This window comes from Methylovulum sp. (assembly GCF_028687615.1).
Classification (GTDB): Bacteria; Pseudomonadota; Gammaproteobacteria; order Methylococcales; family Methylomonadaceae; genus Methylovulum.
The window spans coordinates 100,733-121,868 of sequence record NZ_JAQTZU010000007.1; the positions used below are offsets into that span (position 1 = coordinate 100,733).

General features: G+C 48.6%; 19 protein-coding genes, 1 tRNA gene and 2 pseudogenes. 15 read left to right on the forward strand and 7 right to left on the reverse strand.

Annotated features, from left to right (window positions below; genetic code table 11):
* Nucleotides 1-21: 21 nt before the first annotated feature.
* The 4 genes from clpX to PHH59_RS05940 form a co-directional block, all read right to left on the reverse strand.
* On the reverse strand, nucleotides 22-1,287 hold the full coding sequence (clpX, locus tag PHH59_RS05925) for an ATP-dependent Clp protease ATP-binding subunit ClpX (protein WP_300012676.1): 1,266 nt from the start codon (nucleotides 1,285-1,287) through the stop codon (nucleotides 22-24).
* Between the two features lie 53 nt (nucleotides 1,288-1,340).
* A complete protein-coding gene (clpP, locus tag PHH59_RS05930) occupies nucleotides 1,341-1,988 on the reverse strand; it encodes an ATP-dependent Clp endopeptidase proteolytic subunit ClpP (protein ID WP_300012679.1) in 648 nt (215 codons plus the stop codon).
* 9 nt (nucleotides 1,989-1,997) lie between these two features.
* Nucleotides 1,998-3,299, reverse strand: a complete 1,302-nt coding sequence (tig, locus tag PHH59_RS05935) for a trigger factor (RefSeq protein WP_300012682.1) — start codon at nucleotides 3,297-3,299, stop codon at nucleotides 1,998-2,000.
* Between the two features lie 106 nt (nucleotides 3,300-3,405).
* Nucleotides 3,406-3,490: transfer RNA gene (locus PHH59_RS05940), tRNA-Leu, on the reverse strand.
* Nucleotides 3,491-3,835: 345 nt separating this feature from the next.
* Between PHH59_RS05940 and dnaB the strand changes: the two genes are divergently transcribed.
* Together dnaB and alr are read left to right on the forward strand one after the other, a co-directional pair.
* Nucleotides 3,836-5,230, forward strand: a complete 1,395-nt coding sequence (dnaB, locus tag PHH59_RS05945) for a replicative DNA helicase (RefSeq protein WP_300012685.1) — start codon at nucleotides 3,836-3,838, stop codon at nucleotides 5,228-5,230.
* A complete protein-coding gene (gene alr / locus PHH59_RS05950) occupies nucleotides 5,227-6,324 on the forward strand; it encodes an alanine racemase (protein WP_300012688.1) in 1,098 nt (365 codons plus the stop codon). The genes dnaB and alr overlap by 4 nt, the downstream gene beginning before the upstream one ends.
* Here the strand turns inward: alr and ccsA are convergent.
* Nucleotides 6,319-7,116, reverse strand: a complete 798-nt coding sequence (ccsA, locus tag PHH59_RS05955; protein WP_300012691.1) for a cytochrome c biogenesis protein CcsA — start codon at nucleotides 7,114-7,116, stop codon at nucleotides 6,319-6,321. The two genes, alr and ccsA, sit on opposite strands and share 6 nt — an antisense overlap.
* Before the next feature lie 170 nt (nucleotides 7,117-7,286).
* Between ccsA and ffh the strand changes: the two genes are divergently transcribed.
* The 6 genes from ffh to rplS all read left to right on the forward strand — a co-directional run bounded on the left by ffh (nucleotide 7,287) and on the right by rplS (nucleotide 11,875).
* Nucleotides 7,287-8,642 (forward strand): signal recognition particle protein, encoded by a 1,356-nt coding sequence (gene ffh, locus PHH59_RS05960; protein WP_300012694.1) that lies wholly within the window; start codon nucleotides 7,287-7,289, stop codon nucleotides 8,640-8,642.
* 106 nt (nucleotides 8,643-8,748) lie between these two features.
* On the forward strand, nucleotides 8,749-9,831 hold the full coding sequence (locus tag PHH59_RS05965; protein ID WP_300012696.1) for a glycosyltransferase: 1,083 nt from the start codon (nucleotides 8,749-8,751) through the stop codon (nucleotides 9,829-9,831).
* Nucleotides 9,832-10,011: 180 nt separating this feature from the next.
* Nucleotides 10,012-10,263 carry a 30S ribosomal protein S16 gene (gene rpsP, locus PHH59_RS05970; protein ID WP_300012699.1) on the forward strand — a complete coding sequence of 84 codons (252 nt, stop codon included), beginning with the start codon at nucleotides 10,012-10,014 and terminating at the stop codon, nucleotides 10,261-10,263.
* Nucleotides 10,264-10,268: 5 nt separating this feature from the next.
* Nucleotides 10,269-10,775, forward strand: a complete 507-nt coding sequence (gene rimM / locus PHH59_RS05975) for a ribosome maturation factor RimM (protein ID WP_300012702.1) — start codon at nucleotides 10,269-10,271, stop codon at nucleotides 10,773-10,775.
* Complete coding sequence (trmD, locus tag PHH59_RS05980; protein ID WP_300012821.1) at nucleotides 10,775-11,521, forward strand: tRNA (guanosine(37)-N1)-methyltransferase TrmD; 747 nt, start codon at nucleotides 10,775-10,777, stop codon at nucleotides 11,519-11,521. Before rimM ends, trmD begins: the two co-directional genes overlap by 1 nt.
* Before the next feature lie 9 nt (nucleotides 11,522-11,530).
* Nucleotides 11,531-11,875 carry a 50S ribosomal protein L19 gene (gene rplS, locus PHH59_RS05985; protein ID WP_300012705.1) on the forward strand — a complete coding sequence of 115 codons (345 nt, stop codon included), beginning with the start codon at nucleotides 11,531-11,533 and terminating at the stop codon, nucleotides 11,873-11,875.
* 138 nt (nucleotides 11,876-12,013) lie between these two features.
* Here the strand turns inward: rplS and PHH59_RS05990 are convergent, their stop codons facing one another.
* The gene (locus PHH59_RS05990; RefSeq protein WP_300012707.1) at nucleotides 12,014-13,654 is read right to left on the reverse strand and encodes an OFA family MFS transporter; all 1,641 of its coding nucleotides are present in this window, start codon (nucleotides 13,652-13,654) and stop codon (nucleotides 12,014-12,016) included.
* Nucleotides 13,655-13,874: 220 nt separating this feature from the next.
* On the opposite strand from PHH59_RS05990, the pseudogene PHH59_RS05995 reads away from it, so the two are divergent.
* A pseudogene (locus tag PHH59_RS05995) lies at nucleotides 13,875-14,012 on the forward strand (transposase family protein); the annotation flags it as partial.
* A 58-nt stretch (nucleotides 14,013-14,070) separates the two neighbouring features.
* On the opposite strand, the gene PHH59_RS06000 reads toward PHH59_RS05995, so the two are convergent.
* Complete coding sequence (locus PHH59_RS06000; protein WP_300012710.1) at nucleotides 14,071-14,667, reverse strand: hypothetical protein; 597 nt, start codon at nucleotides 14,665-14,667, stop codon at nucleotides 14,071-14,073.
* Between the two features lie 360 nt (nucleotides 14,668-15,027).
* Here PHH59_RS06000 and PHH59_RS06005 point away from each other — a divergent pair, with 360 nt between their 5' ends.
* The 6 genes and pseudogenes from PHH59_RS06005 (at nucleotide 15,028) to PHH59_RS06030 (ending at nucleotide 21,093) form a co-directional block, all read left to right on the forward strand.
* The gene (locus PHH59_RS06005; RefSeq protein WP_300012713.1) at nucleotides 15,028-16,581 is read left to right on the forward strand and encodes a hypothetical protein; all 1,554 of its coding nucleotides are present in this window, start codon (nucleotides 15,028-15,030) and stop codon (nucleotides 16,579-16,581) included.
* A complete protein-coding gene (locus PHH59_RS06010) occupies nucleotides 16,581-18,182 on the forward strand; it encodes a DUF935 family protein (protein WP_300012716.1) in 1,602 nt (533 codons plus the stop codon). The genes PHH59_RS06005 and PHH59_RS06010 overlap by 1 nt, the downstream gene beginning before the upstream one ends.
* A 4-nt stretch (nucleotides 18,183-18,186) precedes the next feature.
* A complete protein-coding gene (locus PHH59_RS06015; RefSeq protein WP_300012719.1) occupies nucleotides 18,187-18,444 on the forward strand; it encodes a hypothetical protein in 258 nt (85 codons plus the stop codon).
* Nucleotide 18,445: 1 nt separating this feature from the next.
* The gene (locus tag PHH59_RS06020; protein WP_300012722.1) at nucleotides 18,446-19,612 is read left to right on the forward strand and encodes a phage minor head protein; all 1,167 of its coding nucleotides are present in this window, start codon (nucleotides 18,446-18,448) and stop codon (nucleotides 19,610-19,612) included.
* A 108-nt stretch (nucleotides 19,613-19,720) separates the two neighbouring features.
* Nucleotides 19,721-20,170 carry a phage virion morphogenesis protein gene (locus PHH59_RS06025; RefSeq protein ID WP_300012725.1) on the forward strand — a complete coding sequence of 150 codons (450 nt, stop codon included), beginning with the start codon at nucleotides 19,721-19,723 and terminating at the stop codon, nucleotides 20,168-20,170.
* Between the two features lie 143 nt (nucleotides 20,171-20,313).
* Nucleotides 20,314-21,093, forward strand: a pseudogene (locus tag PHH59_RS06030) (DNA adenine methylase).
* Nucleotides 21,094-21,136 lie beyond the last annotated feature (43 nt).

Sequence of the window (21,136 nt, forward strand, 5' to 3'; positions counted from 1 at the left end):
AGGACAAAAAGTATTTTCAGGTTAAAGTGTGGAACCGGTTTTTTTCTGCTCGGATTCGTAAACCAAGTAGGGTTCGGAATGCCCAAGCACGACACTTTCATCGACGACCACTTTGGAAATGTCGTCAGATGAAGGCAGTTCATACATGGTGTTCAACAAGATGTTTTCGACGATAGTCCGCAAGCCACGGGCTCCGGTTTTGCGCTCCATCGCCTTACGCGCAATCGCGCCTAAGGAGTCTTCACGGAATTCCAATTCTGTGCCTTCCATGTCAAACAAATGCTTATATTGTTTGATCAACGCATTTTTAGGTTCGGTCAAAATTTGTATCAACGCGGCTTCATCCAATTCTTCCAGCGTTGCCACGATGGGCAGACGGCCGACAAACTCAGGGATCAAGCCGTATTTGATCAAATCTTCGGCTTCCACTTCGGCGAATAATTCGCCGATATTTTTGCTGTCATCTTTGGATTTGACATCGGCTGAAAAACCGATGCCGCCTTTTTCGCTACGCGCCTTGATAACTCGGTCAAGTCCGGCAAAAGCACCACCGACGATAAATAAGATGTTTGCGGTATTGACATGCAAAAACTCTTGATTTGGGTGTTTGCGTCCGCCTTGAGGAGGTACGGAAGCAATCGTGCCTTCAATCAGTTTTAACAGGGCTTGCTGGACACCTTCGCCGGAGACATCGCGGGTGATCGACGGGTTTTCAGATTTCCTGGAAATTTTGTCGATTTCGTCGATGTAAACAATGCCGGTTTCGGCTTTTTCGACATCGTAATCACATTTTTGCAGGATTTTTTGGATGATGTTTTCGACATCTTCACCCACATAACCGGCTTCGGTCAACGTGGTCGCATCGGCAATCGTGAACGGCACATCCAGCAAGCGGGCCAAGGTTTCAGCCAACAAGGTCTTGCCAGACCCGGTTGGGCCAATCAGCAAGATATTGCTTTTAGCCAGCTCGACCGTGTCTTTTTTGCTTTTGTTACGCAGGCGTTTGTAATGGTTATAAACCGCCACGGCGAGAATTTTTTTAGCTTTTTCTTGGCCGATGACGTAATTGTCCAGATTCAGTTTTATATCTTTGGGCTTGGGTAACTCGGTATTGCCAGCGGTGTTGCCGGATTCGTCGGCCAGTTCATCCTTGATGATGTCGTTGCACAATTCAACGCATTCGTCGCAAACATAAACTGACGGCCCTGCAATCAGTTTACGTACTTCATGCTGGCTTTTGCCGCAGAAAGAGCAATACAGCAGTTTATCGTCATCTTTGTTACTCATAATCGGCTCCCGCAAGCATCGAACGAACAGTACTATTTATCGAAATATCCAACTTACTGCTCAACAGCCATTGCGCGGTTAGCCAGGACTTTGTCGATTAGACCATAAGCCACGGCATCATTGGAACTTAAAAAATTGTCCCTATCGGTGTCTTGCGCAATTTTTTCGATGGGCTGGCCGGTATGATGGGCGAGGATTTTATTGAGTTTATCGCGGATGGATAAAATTTCCCGTGCGTGGATGTCAAAATCCGACGCTTGCCCTTGGAAGCCGCCTAAAGGTTGATGGATCATCATTCTGGAGTGTGGCAGGCAGAAACGTTTTCCCGCCGCGCCGCCCGTCAATAACAATGCGCCCATACTGGCGGCCTGGCCGATGCACAAGGTGCTGACATCGGGTTTGATGAACTGCATGGTGTCATAAATGGACATGCCCGCAGTGACTGAGCCACCGGGTGAATTGATGTATAAGTGGATGTCTTTGTCAGGGTTTTCTGATTCCAGAAACAGCAATTGCGCGACCACCAGATTCGCCGAGTAATCTTCAACTTGACCCACCAGAAAAATGACGCGCTCTTTCAGCAGCCTGGAATAAATGTCGAAAGAACGCTCGCCCCTGGCGGTTTGCTCGACAACGATGGGGACCAGCCCGCCCGCCGCTTGAATTTCATTGCTTGGGTTTGTTGCAATATGTTTGTACATAATTAATCCTTACCGTTGGTATTTTTCCATGACATCGCTAAATGGCAGGGTTTCTTCAGAGACTTTCGCTTGGGCCACCAGCCAATCCACCGTTTGATTTTCCAGCACCATTTGCTGGACATCAGCGAGGCGGCTTTTGTCGGCATAATACCAGCTTACGACTTCTTCGGGTGATTCATAACTTTTCGCCATGTCTTCAATGGTTGAACGGACTTTATTCTCATCCAATGCCAGATTGTTTTTTTGTATGACTTCGCCCAAAATCAACCCTAAAGCGACGCGGCGTTTGGCTTGCGCTTCAAACACATCACGCGGCAATTGTAAATCTTCGAGGCTTAGTTTTTGCCGTTTTGCCGTTTCGACATACGGTTTCATCAGGTTCTCGACTTCTTCATCGATCAACGTGCTAGGCAGGGTGATTTGGACTTTTTCGTACAAGGCATCCATAACCGAATTTTTCAGCCGGGCTTGCAGGGCGTTGGCCAGTTCCCGTTCCATATTGGTTTTTACGTCGCTACGGAAGGCTTCCATCGTGCCTTCTTCTATGCCGTAGCTTTGGATAAATTCGGCATTAATTTCTGGTAATGTCGGCTCTTCAACTTTGATGGCTTCGACTTCGAATTCAGCGGTTTTGCCTGCCAGTTTGGTATTGCCGTATTCTTCAGGGAAAGTGGCGGTAAAGGTTTTGCCGGCACCGGCTTGAAGGCCGATAAGATTTTCTTCAAAGCCAGGGATCATTTGCTTGGTGCCAATTTCAACCGAATAATTTTCGACTTTGCCGTTAGTGAAATTTTCATCATCGGCTGTACCGGAGAAATTGACGGTGATGCGGTCTTTTTCTTGGGCTGGACGTTCCACTTCTGTCCAGGCCAGTTTTTGTGTGCGTAATTTTTCAATCATCGCATCGACATCGGCTTCTTCGACAGAGGACAAGCTACGGACAACTTCCATTTGCTCCAAGCCTTCCAGGGATATTTCGGGATAGACTTCAAATATGGCGGTGTATTTAAAACCTTCGCTTTCATCGACTGAGTCAATAAAAGGGTTTCCGGCAGGCTTTAGATCCTGATTCTGTAGGGCTTCGTAATAAGTTGATTGGATCAAGTCACCGGCGATTTCGCCACGGACACGGTCGCCGTAGAGTTTTTTTACGATGTGTGAAGGGACTTTGCCAGGACGGAAACCGTCGACTTTGACTTCGCGGGCCAACGACTTGAAGCGTGTCGCCATTTTTTCCTGAACCACGGATTCTGGTACGCTGACTGTCATTTTCCGGCTTAATTCTGATGTCTTCTCGACAGAAACTTGCATTTCTTTACTCCACGCATTTAATAAGGATTTTTAGAGACGGGTAACGGCTCAACAGAATTGAAAAATGGCCGTTTGATAAAAAAACGGTCATTTTTTATTGAATAAGTGGTGCGAACGGAGAGACTCGAACTCTCACAGGGCAACCTACTGGAACCTAAATCCAGCGCGTCTACCAATTTCGCCACGTTCGCACTTTGATTGAACTTGGCATTATATAGGCTTAACTGTATTGGCAACAAGCTATTATTTTGAAAATAACACTAGTTTCATTAATCAAGCCATTAAATATGTTATGCTTAAAAGTTATTACATAATCGCCTTTCTTAAGATTGTTTCATAAGTGCTTGCATAGAAATGGAATGCCCTGCCCAAGCTTTTTGGGCAAGTGCTTATGGGGAAAAATATATCAGGGGCGATATACCTATAAAAATCCAGCCATCCCCCGATCATTCAATATCGACACTGAAAATTAGATTATCGTGCCGCCTAGATTTGTGCAGATCGTTTAAATTCCACAGAAGCTAAATATCAATATCATGTCCAATAACTATATGTACGATAGCGATGACGCCTTGGACGCGCTAAAAGTCCCGCCCAATTCCATACAGGCCGAGCAGGCGGTTTTAGGTGGTTTGATGCTGGATAACCAAACCTGGGATTCGGTCGCCGATAAGGTGTTGGAAACGGATTTTTATCGTCGTGACCATCGCTTGATTTTTAAAGTGATCGCGCAACTTGCCGAAAAACAATCACCTTTTGATATTATCACCATTTCCGAAGCCCTGGCGGCGGTCGGGGAGTTGGAAGACACCGGCGGTTTGGCGTATTTGGGTTGGTTGGCGAAAAACACCCCCAGTGCGGCAAACATTGTCACCTACGCCAATATCGTCCGCGACCGCTCGGTATTGCGCCAGTTAATCCATGTCGGCACGGGTATCGCCGACTCGGCGTTTAATCCCGAAGGGCGCGAAACTGCCGATTTGCTGGAAAGTGCCGAACGCGAGGTGTTTAAAATCGCCGAGCAAAAACAGCGTGGGCAAGGTGGCTTTGTACCGATTAAAACTTTGCTTGCCAGGGCGGTTGACCGCATTGAGACGCTGTTTGAGCAGGATGGCAATATTACCGGGGCGGCGACCGGATTCTCGGATTTTGACCAATTGACATCGGGTTTGCAGCCCGCTGATTTGATTATCGTTGCGGGTAGGCCGTCGATGGGTAAAACCACCATCGCGATGAACATGGCGGAAAATATCGCCATCAAGGGTGACAAGCCCGTCGCCGTGTTCAGTATGGAAATGCCGGGTGATGCGTTGGCGATGCGGATGATGTCGTCTTTGGGGCGTATTGACCAGCATAAGGTGCGTACGGGTAAGTTGGAAGATGACGAATGGCCCAGATTGACCTCGGCGATCAATATGCTGGCGGAAACCAAATTGTTCATCGATGATACGCCGGCATTGACACCTACCGAAGTGCGTTCTAGGGCGCGCCGTTTGACCCGCGAACACGGGCAGCTCGGCTTGATCGTGCTGGATTATTTGCAATTGATGCAATCACCTTCCAGTGGCGAGAACCGTGTCCAGCAAATCTCCGACATTTCCCGTGGCTTAAAGGCTTTGGCGAAAGAATTGAACGTGCCGGTCATTGCCTTATCGCAGCTTAACCGGAATCTGGAGCAACGCCCCAATAAACGCCCGGTCATGTCCGATTTGCGCGAATCCGGCGCGATTGAGCAAGATGCCGACTTGATCGTGTTTGTTTACCGTGATGAAGTTTATAACGAAGACAGCCCCGATAAAGGCATTGCCGAAATTATTATCGGCAAACAGCGTAACGGTCCGTTGGGGACGGTCAGGCTGACCTTTTTAGGCCAATACACTCGTTTTGAAAATTTTGCCGGACACGGTTACGGTGCGGAGGATTACGAATGACCCCAGCCGCGTATGCCGTGCTTGATTTAAACGCGTTGCAACATAATCTCCAAAAAGTCCGCGAATGCGCACCGGACGCCAACATTATGGCGGTCATCAAGGCCAATGGCTATGGTCATGGCCTGTTGCGGGTCGCTGAAACTTTATCCCACGTTGATGCCTTTGCCGTGGCGCGGGTGCAGGAAGGCATCCGTTTGCGCAAAGCGGGCCTGCAAAATCGGGTTGCCGTGCTGGAAGGCTTCACTTGCATTGAAGAACTGGATGATTTGTTGCACTACCAGCTAGATGCCGTGGTGCACACGGCAAGCCAATTGGATTTGCTGGAGCAGCACACTGGGCGGACGCAAATCGCCGTGTGGCTGAAACTGGATACGGGCATGAACCGCTTGGGGTTTCACGCCAACGAATTTCCAGGCATTTATCAACGCTTAAGCCGTTGTGTATTAGTCAAACAGCCCGTCAACCTGATGACCCATTTGGCGAACGCTGATGATATGCAGGATGACATGACGATTAAACAAATCAATTTGTTTAATCAAACCCTGGGGATGTCGCAAGGTGAGCGTAGCATTGCCAATTCCGCAGGCATTTTGGGTTGGCAAGCGGCGTTGGCGGATTGGGTGCGCCCTGGCGTGATGCTCTACGGTATTTCACCATTTCCTGGCAGCACCGGTGCGGAGTTGGGATTGAAGCACGTCATGGGCTTGCATTCGCGCTTGATCGCCGTCAAACCCTTGGCGAAAGGTGGTACGGTCGGTTATGGCTGTAGTTGGGTTTGTCCGCAAGATACGACTTTGGGCGTGGTGGCTATTGGTTACGGAGATGGTTATCCACGTTACGCCAAGCCGGGTACTCCGGTGCTGGTCAACGGCCAGCGTGTGCCGCTGATTGGACGGGTGTCTATGGATATGATCACCGTTGATCTGGCAAGCCAGCCTGATGCCAAACCGGGCGATGCGGTGACTTTGTGGGGTGACGGTTTGGCAGTGGAAGAGATTGCCTTGTGTGCGGACACCATACCCTATACGCTGGTCTGTGGCGTGACCCAGCGGGTGCGCTTGGTTGAAGCAGAAGAGCGTAATTCGCCGTTATGAACGGTGCAGGATCAGCTCCAACACCAACTTGCTGCCAAAATAAGCCAATAAAAGCAAAACAAACCCGCAGATAGTCCACTGTATTGCGGTTTTACCACGCCAGCCATAGCGTTTCCTGCCTATTAACAAACTCGAAAAAATCAGCCATGCCAGCAGGGACAGCACGGTTTTATGCACCAAATGCTGCGCGAATAAATCTTCAATAAACGCAAAACCACTGATCAGCGAAAAGCTCAGGAAAAACACCCCGGCGGCTATCATCTGGAACAGCAACGATTCCATCGCCTGCAACGATGGTAGCGATTGGATGAAGCGTTTCGGCGGATGGCTTTTCAGTTGCTGGTCTTGCAAATACAGCAACAGGGCTTGCAGGGCGGCGATATTTAACAGGCTAAAGGCAATAATCGACGTGAGTATGTGCGCGGTCATTGCCCAACTGTGGTTTGATAAAGGCTGGGTGGGTTCGGAAAAATTGCTTTCCAGGCCCAGCATGATCGCGGCGATGGGGAATAATACAACGCCGAGTTTTTCAACGGGTTTGTTGAGTGCTGCGATAAGCAGCAATAAGGCGACAATCATCGCAACCAGCGATGCGGTGCTAAAAAAATTGAAACTGAAAGCTTGGTGCTGATGGAATGCCGTGGCGATAAAGGCGATATGTGCAAAAACCGCCGTCCAAGCCAGATAAATGAGGGTGCGGGGTAAGGTATTTTCGCGGATATGCCTAATAATTGACAACGTGCTTACCATGTAAGAAAAAATGGCAATAGTGGCGAGGGCGATGGAAATCATTGGCTTAGTTTAAAGGCGACGAACTCAGGATGGTGTAAGCGGGAATAGTCAGGCTATGACGGCAAAGTGCAAAGCCATCAATGGCTATGTTAATATAACAGGTTAAATAGTCCTAGCGCATTTATGCCAGCGGACGCACCTTGCCAACATCAGAATAAAAATTAGCCGATATGTTTGATAATTTAACCGACCGCTTAAGCGACACACTTAAAAAATTAAAAGGCCAGGGTCGCCTGACCGAAGACAACATTAAAGAATCCTTGCGTGAAGTGCGTATGGCGTTGTTGGAGGCGGATGTCGCGTTGCCTGTTGTCACTGATTTTATTGAACGGGTAAAAATTGGTGCATTAGGCCAGGATGTGCAGTCCAGTTTGACACCAGGCCAGGCCATGATCAAGTTGGTGCAGGCCGAATTGGTCAAGGTCATGGGGGATGCCAATGAAGGTCTCAACCTTAAAGCTGTACCGCCCGCAATCATCCTGTTGGCGGGTTTGCAAGGTGCAGGTAAGACGACGACGGTTGCCAAACTGGGCCGCTGGTTGAAAGAAACCCAAAAGAAAAAAGTCGGCGTGGTCAGTGTCGATGTCTACCGCCCGGCGGCGATCAAGCAATTGGAAACCTTGGCGCATGATTTGTCCTTGGATTTTTTCCCTAGCGACATTTCCCAAAATCCCGTCGATATTGCCAAAAACGCCATAGACGCGGCGAAGAGAAAATTTTTGGATGTCATTATCATCGACACCGCAGGCCGTTTGCATGTCGATGATGAGATGATGGTAGAGATCAAAGCCCTGCATGCGGCGATCAATCCCATTGAAACCCTGTTCGTTGTCGATAGCATGACCGGGCAAGATGCGGCGGTCACTGCCAAGGCTTTTAATGACGCGCTGCCATTGACGGGCGTGATCCTGACCAAAGCGGACGGCGATGCGCGTGGCGGGGCCGCCTTGTCTATCCGCCATATCACGGGCAAGCCCATCAAATTTATCGGTGTCGGCGAAAAGACTTCTGCTCTGGAGCCGTTTTATCCTGACCGTATCGCCTCGCGTATTTTGGGTATGGGCGACATCCTCGGCTTGATTGAGGAAATCGAGAAAAAAGTCGATAAGGAAAAAGCCGAAAAATTTGCCAAAAAAATGCAAAAAGGCAAGGGCTTTGACATGGAAGACTTGCGCGAGCAGCTCGTGCAAATGCAAAGCATGGGCGGCATTGGTTCGATGATGGAAAAGATGCCGGGCATGAACAAAGTGCCGCAAGAAATCAAAGAAAAAATGAATGACAAAATGCTGGCGCGGCAGATTGCCGTGATCAATTCCATGACCATGAAGGAACGCCGCTTTCCCGATCTGATCAAGGGCAACCGCAAAAAACGCATTGCCGCAGGCTGTGGACAGGAATTGCAGGATGTCAACCGGATCTTGAAGCAGCATTTGATGATGCAAAAAGTCATGAAGAAAATGAAAAGCGGCAACATGGCGAATATGATGCGCGGACTTAAAGGCAATGCAAAGAATATGAAAAGGTAGTTTCCTAATTTAAGGAATGGTACGCAAGCCGCTGGTTTTTAAGGACAGCCAATTGTGGAGGATAAGGCCGTCATCCGGACAATTTAATATAACCAATATATTCAAAATGAAAATCCATTTTATCTTCCCTTCCGCACAATATGATTGGCCTCTGGTTAATTTTTTAAGGGAAACGCTTCCTGATGCCACATTCGATTGCGGCGCCGCTTCTGGATTTGGTAGATATCACTATGGCATCCAGTTGTTGGCAAAAATACCTTGGTTGGCTTGCTACGCATTTAACAGTTGGATGGCACGGATAAAGCAAGGCCCGTTACCTGATTATATTTGTGTAGGCACAGACATTGAGGTTATAGGTTGTTTACTGGCACAGTTTTTTTCCGGCATAAAAATCCCCATCATTTTCCTTGGTTTCATTTATACCCCAAGGAAATCCTTATTGTTGACCAAAATCAGGTGGTTATATTTTCGTATCCTACTGGCACAAATAACAGCGGTGATATGCTACTCAAAATATGAGAGCGACTATTTACCGAAACTGTTTCGATTGAAAAAAACGCTGTTCGTGGCAACTCTGTTTGGCGGCAATTTTGATGTGCCTAAGGATTGGGTGGCTAAAAATGAAGGCGGGCCTGGTTATGTGGTTTCTGCGGGCCGTTCAGGGCGGGATTATCATTTACTTTGCGACGCTGTGCGGGGGTTGCCTGTAGAACTGCATATAATTTGTGATTCCAGCCACCCGTTACAGGGGCTGGATTGTCCTGCCAACGTCACCATTCTTCGTAATTGCTACGGGGACAAGTATGTAGAAGAGCTTGCCGGAGCGGATATGGTGCTGCTGATACTTAATAATGACAACCTGTCATCGGGTCAAATGGTACTGCTTAATGCAATGGCATTGGGCAAGTTGGCTATCATCACCAGGACAGCAACAACAATGGAGTACGGCGAGCATTTAAAGACCTGTTATTTTGTCGGGCCTGATTCTGTGGAAGAGATACGCTCTGCTATCGGGATTTGCAGTAAGCCGGAAATTAGAGAGTCTATCGGAGCTGAAGCGCACCGTTATTTTATGGAGAATCATTCCCTCGAACCTTATGTCCAGTCCTTGGTAAAAGCGTTTGAAAAAATAGTCCAACATAATGGGCATGGACAAAGCATTGCAAAAGTGGATGATGCAAAGCACTAAAAATGAAAATCCGGCAAATTAAGCTATAGTGCGTGGCTTAACAAGCAATGCAATAATGCAAGAAAAGCTGGCAAACAGTTTGATTGAATCATAATAAATGCTAATTTCTCTTCACTTATCAATAAAATCGCGTAGAATAGACGGATTAACAATTACTGAAAGTTTTTTCGAGGAAATTAGATGGTAACCATTCGTCTTTCAAGAGGTGGTGCAAAAAACCGCCCTTTTTACCACGTCGTTGTAACCGATAGCCGCAGTTCGCGTGACGGTCGTTATATTGAACGTCTCGGTTTTTTTAACCCATTGGCGCGTGGCAATGAAGAAAGATTACGTTTAGACAGTGAGCGTGTTGCTTACTGGCAATCAAATGGTGCACAACCTTCTGACCGCGTTGCAAAATTGATTAAAGACGCAGCTAAAGCGGCTGCCTAATCCGTTTGCCAGATAAAGAACTGATCAACGTCGGCGAAATTTCCGGCGTTTTTGGTATAAAAGGCTGGGTAAAAGTTTTTTCTTATACCGATAAGCGCGAAAATATCCTTAGATACGCGCCTTGGCTGCTAAAAAAAGCCGACGAGACGAAGACAGTTAATGTTCTTGAAGGTGCTTTGCAAGGTGGGGCGGTGGTTGCCAGGCTTGACGGAATAAATGACAGGGATCAGGCTGCAGCCCTGATGGGTTGGACTATTTTCATAAGGTTCGGGCAACTGCCTAAAACAGCCGAAGATGAATATTACTGGTCGGATTTAATTGGCTTAACTGTCGAAACCGTCGAAGGGATACCGCTAGGCAACGTCGAAAACCTGCTCGAAACGGGGGCCAATGATGTGGTCATCGTCAAAGGCGAGCGTGATCGGGCCATACCGTTTTTACAAGGCCAAACAATTATCCGTATTGACTTGCCAAGCCAAAAAATGATCGTCGATTGGGATCCTGATTTTTGATGGTGCTGACACGATTTGATATTGTCACCTTATTTCCTGAAATGGTTACGGCGGCGGCAAATTACGGCGTAACAGGCCGTGCCATCGAACGGGGCATCGTCAGTTTGTCGGTGTGGAACCCAAGGGATTACACCCATGACCGACATAAAACCGTCGATGACCGTCCCTACGGCGGCGGGCCAGGGATGGTCATGAAATACCAACCCTTGCATGATGCCGTTATGGATGCCAAGCAAGCCCCTGTTGGCAACAGCAAAGTGGTTTGTTTAAGTCCGCAAGGCAAACCCATTACGCAAGCTTTGCTCAAGGATGCCAGCCAGCTTTCGCAATTGGTATTGGTGGCGGGTCGTTATGAAGGTATGGACGAACGCTTTGTCGAACTGGATTGTGACGAAGAATGGTCGCTAGGCGATTATGTCATCAGCGGCGGTGAACTTGCCGCGTTGATAGTGATTGATGCCATCACCCGTTTGTTGCCGGGTGTGCTCGGCGATGCCGATTCGGCAGAACAAGATTCCTATATGGCAGGACTGTTGGATTGCCCGCATTACACGCGGCCTGAACAGATTAATGGCCGTGCCGTACCCGAGGTGTTAATGGGCGGAAACCATGCGGACATAGCCCGTTGGCGTCTGAAGCAATCTCTGGGAAGAACCTGGCAAAGACGGCCAGATTTATTAAAAAACAATAATTTAGATGCAGACCAGGAAAAGCTGCTAAAAGAATTTATAGTCGAATTGAATTAAATAGGTGTAGTGATGAGCAATATTATTGATGAATTGGAAGCCCTGCAATTAAAACAAATCCCTGAATTTAACTCAGGTGACACGGTTGTAGTGCAAGTAAAAGTAAAAGAAGGCGAGCGTGAACGTATCCAGGCGTTTGAAGGCATCGTGATTGCAAAACGTAATCGTGGTTTGAACTCTGCATTCACCGTCAGAAAAATTTCCCACGGCACCGGTGTTGAGCGTGTTTTCCAAACCCACAGCCCTATGATCAGCGAAATTATCGTTAAACGCCGTGGTGATGTGCGCCGCGCCAAACTGTACTACCTGCGTAATTTGACTGGTAAGGCGGCGCGTATTAAAGAAAAACTGTAAACGCTTGTTTATCCCGTTTACGAAAAAAGGCAGCTTGGGCTGCCTTTTTTGTGCCTGTTGTTTTGCCGTCAATTCAAAGCAAAGTAGCCCGTATGCAGCGATAGCGAAATACGGGGAAGGAACTTGAAATATCCAATTTCAAGAAAAAAACTTGCCCACATTCAGCACCGTCTTATAAATCCCCCAAGACAAGGGGATAATGACGATGGCCCAGGCCAACACCGCCACGATAATATTTACGGCTTTGTGTTGCACTGGCAATGCTTCCATCGTTGCCAGCGGAATTTTTGTATCGCCAGGTATCCTCTCCGCCAGCAATTCTTCTTCTTTCATAAACCATTTATCAGCAACCGGACGCACCAATAAATTGCAAACCAAACCCACCATCAACATGCCCGCCAAAATCATCATGGTTTGGTTGTAGATTTGCTCGCGCGGCAAACCTAGGCTGAGTTGGTATTCGCGCATGTAATTGACGATCACCGGGCCTAAAATCCCCGCAGTTGCCCACGCGGTGAGCAGGCGTCCGTGGATTGCGCCGACATTTAAGGTGCCGAACAAATCGGCGAGATACGCCGGGATGGTGGCGAAACCGCCGCCGTACATGCTTAAGATCAAACAAAACGCACCGACAAACAGCAGCTTGTTGCCGGAAGCCGCGCTTTCGGGGATGCTCAGGTACAGCAAGCCACCGATGACAAAAAACACGATGAAGGTGAGCTTGCGCCCCAGTTTGTCCGACAAGCTCGCCCAGACGAAACGTCCGCCGATGTTGAACAGGCTCAACAAGGCGGTAAAGCCCGCCGCGATGCCGGCAATGGCGGCGAGCTGGGTTTTATCGAGTTCGCTGTAAGTTTTTGTGATGCCAAGCAATTGCCCGCCAAACACTTCTTGCAACATCGGCGAGGACATGCCGATTACGCCGATTCCGGCGCTGACGTTCATGCACAACACCCCCCACAATAACCAGAACTGTTTAATCTTAAAGACATTTTTGGCGTGGATGTGATGTTCGGTAATCATGCGTTTTACTTTCGGGTTGCTAGTCGGTGTCCAACCCGCTGGCTGCCAATTTTCCGGCGGAATGCGGTAGCTGAGTGCGCCTGTCATCATAAACACAAAGTAAACCGCCGCCATGACGATGAACGTGGGCATCACGCCAACATCAGCGGTATTGGCAAATAATTTCATCAATTCGGTCGCCAAAGGGGAGCCGATCATCGCGCCACCACCGAAACCCATGATTGCCATACCCGTCGCCATGCCGCGCCGGTCTGGGAACCATTTAATCAGCGTCGACACGGGCGAGATGTAGCCCAAGCCCAAACCCATGCCGCCAATCACGCCGGAACCCAGCAACATGATCCAAAATTGGTGCAGATAAATGCCCAAAGCAGACAATAACATGCCGCCGCACCAGCAAAACGCACTGACCACGCCCGCTTTACGTGGGCCGACGTGCTCCAGCCAACCTCCCCACACCGCCGCCGATGAACCCAGGAACACGAAAAACAAGGTGTACATCCAGCCTAAGGTGGAGATTTTCCAATCACAAGTGGTGATGAATAATTCTTGAAAAAAACCGACGTCAGCAGGGCAGGCGATGCTTTCTTTGATGCCGATGGCTTTCGACAAGGGCAACCAAAATACCGAAAATCCGTAAGCCATGCCGATACACAAATGGATGGCCAAGGCGGCAGGAGGGACTAGCCAGCGGTTAAATCCCGCTTCGGCGATGATGCGTTTTTTGTCTAGGAAAGGGTAATGGGCTTGTGTCATGTCAGGTGATGGGTCAAGTGCAAAATTGTGCGATAGTTTATGCTAATCAGCGGATATTTTCATTGAATTGATCATCCGGGCTGTTCAAGAAAATGAACCTGAAATTCTAATATAAGCTTACGAATACGCCTTTAATTCAAAAATGTGTGACATGGCAAGCGCATATAAATTGGCCTAAAATGAGATACTACGCATTTTGGGAATATGCCGTTGGCCTTAATTACAGGAAGCCTTTTCAACCTTGGAAGACCCGCGTATAGAACGGCATAAGCGGCACCAGCTGCTTGAGATCATCATTTTGACGATAGGCGCGGTGATCAGCGGGGCGGCAGGCTGGGAAGCCATAGAAGCGTTTGGTAGGGTTATATTTACTGTGATACGGCGGGTAGTAAACCAGCACGCAACAAGGAACCATTCTAACCGGAAAACTCAGTCAGGCGCTTCATAAACTGGGTTCGCTGGCTGGAGTTGTTCGGCCCGTTATCCAAGTTGATGACTAGTTGCTTGATAGCGCCGTGCTTGTCCTTATTGCGTTTCCACCAGTGTTCAAGGGCATCAACAATAAAATCACTGGTCTCAAATGACACGCCAAAAACTATCGTGAGCAATCCGGCCATCACCTCCAGAATACTGAAAGGCACGAGCTTGGATTTAACACCCATATCATCGTCGTCGGCCTGTACCGGCTTTTGACAACGCGATGTGCCGCCATGTGAGGAATCGCACAAGTCCACTTCGGCTGGTGTCGATGGAAATACGTAAGCCAATACGCGCCAAAACTCGGCCACGTTATGCTCAACGATTACTAAATTCTGCAACCGGGCCAGATCGGCATTGGACAAATTATGTGCAAGACCCGTTGTGCTTGCCGGGGCGGGTGAAACCGCAATTGACTTTGGAGCATCCGGGGATGCCATTATGTTGGCCTCTTGGGAAAATGCCGTAAAGGTGGATGTGCTAAATTGCCAAGCTTCGATGCTGCCTGGCACGGATTTTTTGCTGGGGTTTGTCATGGTGTTCTCCTAATTGGTGTTGAAAAATTACTGAACGGTGTTGGGTTTCTCGGTGGCTGCCGCCCGCTCAAACGACGCAACCAATTCTCTGATTTTAAGCTCGATCTGCCGCCAGTTTTTCAACAAATTAAAGTCAAATTCATAGCGGACATAAATCTCATCGTTATATCTTAAAAAACTTTCGCAATGTTGGCTTGTTCATGGCGAATGATCGCTTTCTGCTCCATCACATCTAACAGAATAAAGGCAATGTCCCTTGTCTATAACCGCATATTTATTAGTCCGTAGTAAGGTTGAAACCACCGTAAGCGCCGATGTGGTTGCCGCTATCCGTAGCGAGATTTTAGGGGTTGCCGGGTAATGTCTGAATTACCATCCGCCCTTTTGCCTTACCAACAACGTTGGATTGCCGACACTGCGCCCTTCAAGATCGCCGAAAAAGGCCGCCGCACGGGCTTGACCTGGGCGGAAGCGGCGGATGATGTGCTGATTGCCGCCGCTGCCAAATCAGCCGGAGGCCAAAACGTGTATTACCTCGGCACTGACAAGGAAATGACCGAAGAATACATTGATGCTTGCGGCATGTGGGCCAAGCAATTCAACCGCGCGGCCTTGGCGGTTGAGGAAGGCTTATGGGCCGAAGATGCCGAGGATAAGCACATCAAAATGTTTACTATCCGGTTTCCTGATTCGGGTCATAAGATTATTGCTTTGGCTTCGCGCCCTCGCAAATTGCGGGGGCGGCAAGGGGTTTTGGTGGGTGATGAATCGGCGTTTCAGGATGATCTGCCTGCCTTAATAAAAGCCGCGATGGCTTTTTTGATTTGGGGCGGCAAGGTACGGCTGATTTCCACCCATGATGGTGACGATAACGCCTTTAACCAACTCATTCAGGAAATCCGCGCAGGCAAGCGTAAGGGCAGCATCCACCGGATACCTTTTCGTGAAGCGGTTAAGGAGGGTTTATACCAGCGCGTTTGTATGCGGATGGGCAAGGTCTGGACGCAAGCCGATGAAGATGCGTGGGTGGATGAAACCTATGATTATTACTCGGAAGATGCCGACGAGGAGCTGGACTTGATCCCCTCAAAAGGCGGCGGGGTGTATTTGTCGATGGGCTTGATCTTATCGCGCATGGCGCACGGCATCCCGATTGTACGGGATAGCTGGAAGCCTGAGTTTGCTTATGAATCGGAAGAATCGCGTTATCTGACCATTAAAGATTGGTGTATTGAAAACTTGTTGCCGCATTTGCAAGCCCTAGACCCGACTTTGTATACCGCGATTGGCGGCGACTACGGGCGGGTGGGCGATTTGACGGTGTACCCGATTTTGCAGGAAGGCAAGGATTTGGTGCGCCGTTGCAAGCTGTGGGTGGAGCTAGGGCAATGCCCCTACCGCCAGCAAGAGCAGATTTTCAATTTCATTTGTGAGCGTCTGCCTAAGTTTAAAGGGGCTGGACTAGATTCCTTGGGTATTGGTTCGGCCTTGGCGGAATTTGCGCGGCAAAAGTATGGCTCGATCATTGAAGAGGTAAAATTGTCTGAGACGTTTTATCTGGAGAACATGCCTAAGTTTAAAGCGGCGTTTGAGGATGGTTTGCTGGATGACATCCCTCAAGATGACCAAATCCGTGATGATTTACGCGCTATCAAGAAAATCAATGGCGTCCCTAAAATGCCCAAGGAAAAAAGCCAGCAAAAAAGTAAGGATGGCAAGCGTATACAACGGCATGGCGACGGGGCGATTGCGTTGTTTTTGGCGGATCGGGCATTATCGTCTGAGGTGGTGCCAATAGAGTTTGAGTCTAGCGGGGCTAGGGCGTCTTGTCGGTATTTGGAGGATGTCCGCAAGTTACATGAGGACAGAGGTTATGGCTCAGTGTCGGGCGGCAATGATTTTAGGGGTTGGTGATGGCTAGATTTGTCCAGTTAAACAGCGGTATTGTTATCCCTGAAGCACAGTATAGCGAGGCAATCGGCACCAAGCCCAGCCTGAACGAAATCGCCACATCAAACGATGGCCGCGACATCACGCGCGGTTTTATCCCACAAGATTTGTTGATGCAGCCATCTGATTCGGTATTGATGAGCAAAGGCAGTGGTAATTTTAAGATTTATGAAGAGATTGCCCGTGATGACCAAGTAAAGACGTGCCGCCAACAACGCGAGTTGGCGTTGATCGGCAAAGAATGGAAGGTAGAACCTGCCGATAACACCCGCAAGGCCAAAGTTGCCGCTGACCGTTTAAGGACGGTGCTGGAACGTATCTGTTGGGATGATAAAACTCAAAAGATGATGGCGGCCTTGCTCTACGGCTATGCGGTGGCCGAGGTGATTTGGGCGACGGATGGTTCGGAAATAACCATTGATGCCATCAAAGTCCGTAACCGTTCACGTTTTGGCTTTTTGCCGACCGGCGAGTTGCGGATGATGACCTCTGGCGAGATGACCAAGGGCGAAGCCTTGCCCCCTGCTAAGTTTTGGGCGTTTGCCTGTGGTGCTGACCACGATGACGAACCGCATGGTTTGGGGCTTGGGCATTATCTGTATTGGCCGACATTTTTTAAGCGCAATGGCATTAAGTTTTGGCTATATTTTTTGGAGAAGTTCGGACAACCGACCGCATTGGGTAAGTATCCGGTCAATGCTTCGGAAACCGAGAAAAAGCGGTTGCTGCAAGCGTTGATGGCCATCCAAATGGACAGCGCCATCCGTATCCCTGATGGGATGCAGGTGGAACTGCTGGAGGCGGCACGTTCCGGTACCGCCGATTACACGGCGTTGATTGACCGGATGAACGCGGCGATATCTAAAGTTTGGCTGGGGCATAGCGGGGCGGCGGACAGTACGCCTGGCAAGTTGGGCGGAGAGGACAACGCGGGCGAGGTGCGTGAGGATTTGGTCAAGGCGGATGCGGATTTGGTTTGCGGCTCGTTTAATGAGTCGGTATCGCGTTGGTTGACGGCCTATAACGACCCGACCGCGCCGCCGCCTAAGGTTTGGCGTAAGGTTGAACCGCCCGAAGACCTGAAAGCCGCCGCCGAGACCGATAAGGTTATTTTTGATATGGGCTATCGCCCGACGTTGAAATACGTTAATGAGCGGTATACAGGCGAGTATGAGCCTAATCCCTCCGCTGCTGAGCCGTCGGCAATGCTTCAGGGTGCAAGCCAGGGTAATACTGCAACGGCCGGTGATGCGGATGGGGAGGCCCCGGTGGTGGATAATCCGCCGGGTCCGGCTAATTTTGCCGAGGCGGGGCAGGATGCCAATGTGGATGTTACGCCCATTTCTTCACAAGTTGACCAACTAGCGGCAGATGCGGCGCCCGCCATTAAAAGCTTGGTGGATGTGATCAAGGCCAAAGCCGATAAAGCGGAAAACTTGGAGGCATTACGGGATGATCTGCTGGCAAGTTATGGGGATTTGGATGCGTCTGATTTGGTTAAGGTGATGACCTTTGGCTTCGCGGCGGCGGATTTGGCTGGTCGGTTTGATGTTAAAAATGAGTAATGGAATGAATAAGAAATTGAAAACAATAATATCTTTTTTGTTACGTTTGTTTTTATTTACTCCATTTTCACTTGCAGCGTACTTTTTTGATGGGTTGGGCGATTTTTTTAAACGGTTGGCAGATGGTTTGTTCGATATTTCTACCGCCATGCGAGAAATTACCGAAGCACCTTATATAAAGGATATTTCCCGCAAAATAGATGAATTAAAAGCGGATAATAAACTAAAGATTATGGAAAATATGCGGGAACATTTGAAATAAGATGCCGTTAATCCTATCCCCCTCTCAATTAGCATTCAACGCCCGTGGTGACGGCAAATTCAATAAGCCGTTTGAAGAACAACAGGCGTTCTTTCGGCAAAAAGAGAACCTGCCTACCCAATGGTGGGATGATATTCTTTCTTCAGCCCATGACCGCGCCTTTATTGTCGCCGGTGCGGCTAAAGCGGATTTGCTGGCGGATTTTCGCGGCGCGGTGGATAAGGCGATTGCGGAAGGGAAGTCTATCCAAGCGTTTAGGCAGGAGTTTGACAGCATTGTTGAAAAGCATGGCTGGCAAGGGTGGACAGGCAGCGATACCCAAGCAGGGCGAGATTGGCGGACGCGGGTGATTTATGACACCAACATGCGCACCAGTTATGCAGCAGGGCGTTACGCGCAATTGACCGACCCTGATCTGTTAAAAAACCGGCCATATTGGAAATATATCCACAGTGACTTGGTGGCGCATCCGCGCGAACTGCACCAAAGCTGGAACGGTGCGGTGCTGCGTTATGACGATCCGTGGTGGCAGGCGCATTATCCGCCGAACGGCTTTGGTTGCCGTTGCCGCGTTAAGGCGGTTACCGCTGATGAGTTTAAAGGCCATGCTGCTCCAGATGATGGCGATTATACGAAAACTGTGCGGGGCGAATCCGTTGTGCTGCCTAAAGGGGTGGATTATGGGTGGGATTATGCGCCTGGACAGGCCAATGCCGAGTTGGTTCGGCAAGTTATCAATAAGCAAGAGGGGGCGGCGTGGCAATTGGCACGGGCAAATACCCAGTATTTGGTCAATAGTGAGGTTTTTACTCATTTTTTTAACGGTAAATTGGCAGGTGAATTTCCGATTGCGGCATTGGATGATGCGGAACGGTCACTGCTGGGTTCTGACAGTAATACGGTGTTGCTGTCCAGACAATCCATCGATGATCATATTGCCAAGCACCCTGAAATTACGGTGGATGATTACCGCAAAGCCCAAGAAATAATAGACCGTGGCGACATTTATCAAGTGGGTGATAGCCGTTTGGTTTATTTGCTGATGGATAAGGTATGGTACAGGGCGGCGTTAAAGCGGACGGGCGATGGGAAGAAAAACTATTTTTTGACGCTATTCAAAAATGAACGCGGAAAGCCGCCAGGCGGTGCAGTAAAAATTGATCGGTGACCCACCGCACGGAAGGCATCCGCGCTTGCCCTCATCAACCGCACAAGCGGAAGGGGTCGGCAGCCGAGCCGATGGTGGGTATCTGAAGTATAGTTTTAAGGGGTTGGTATGGCAAGTATTGAAATTGATGATGCCGAGATACTGAGGGTATTACGCCGCCTACAGGATGCAAGCAGTTATTTACGGCCCGCGCTTTTAGAAATTGGCGAGGATTTGGTTGAATCGACTAAGCAACGGTTTGAAACGTCAACAGCACCGGATGGCAGCGATTGGTTATTAAATAGCGCGTTGTCCACCTTATTATATAAGGCCGGTGACAAACCGCTGGTGGATGGCGGAACCTTAAGCCATCAAATCAATAAAGATGTGACTGGGGATACGTTGGAAGTCGGCAGCACGATGGAATATGCCGCTATGCAGCAATTTGGTGGCACAAAAGAGGAGTTCCCATATCTATGGGGAGATATTCCAGCAAGGCCGTTTTTGGGCGTGTCGCAGGAAGATAAAGATAATATTTTGGCTGTTTTGAATCGCCATATTGAAGCAGTATTGCGGTAAAAAAGAGAGCGTCACGGATATGTTAGCGCATACCCATGACCTCAATACACAGTGAAGTTACCACCGTGAACCGAGCAAGGCTCCCTGCCAGTCGACCGGCAGTGTAAGCCTAGCAGTTTTTTTATAAACTTAAAGGTGTTCACATGATTAAAAGTCCGTTGTCAGGATGGATTGGTGGTAAATATCAGTTATCAAAACAGACTTGTGATTTGATTCCGGCTCATGAATGTTATTGCGAGCCGTTTGCGGGCGCAGCGTGGGTGTTTTTTCGGAAAGACCGTTCAAATGTGTAGGTATTGAATGATATCAATACCAATATCATCACTTTATATAGAGTGGTGCAGCATCATTTAGAAGAGTTTATCCGTTATTTTAAGTGGGTTTTGGTTAGCAGAAATGAGTTTGATCGGCAGCTTAAATCAAAACCTGAAACTTTGACGGATATTCAAAGGGCGGTCAGGTTTTTTTATTTACAGAAAACGTCGTTTGTAGGGCGTATCGATAAACCAACGTTTGGCTATGCTCCATCTAGTGCGTCAAGGCTAAATTTGCTTCGGGTTGAAGAGGATTTATCTCAGGCGCATTTGAGGTTATCACAGGTTTATATCGAAAACCTTGGCTATAGTGATCTGATCAAACGCTATGACCGGGATAAGACGTTTTTTTATATTGATCCTTCCTATTACGATTGTGAGAATTACTACGGTAATGGGGTTTTTGCTAAAGCGGATTTTTATTTGTTGGCGGTTCAATTAGCTAAGATCAAAGGTAAGTTTTTATTAAGCTTGAATGACACCCCAGAGGTGCGGAGTATTTTTTCTGAATTTATTATTGATCCTGTTTCTCTTCGCTATTCGTGCGGAAAAAAGAACACGATTGCAAGAGAGGTGTTGATTCGTAATTACGAACTCGAAGTCGCTTAATGATATGAGAAATGGTGGTAATTAATACCGCCATTTTATATTT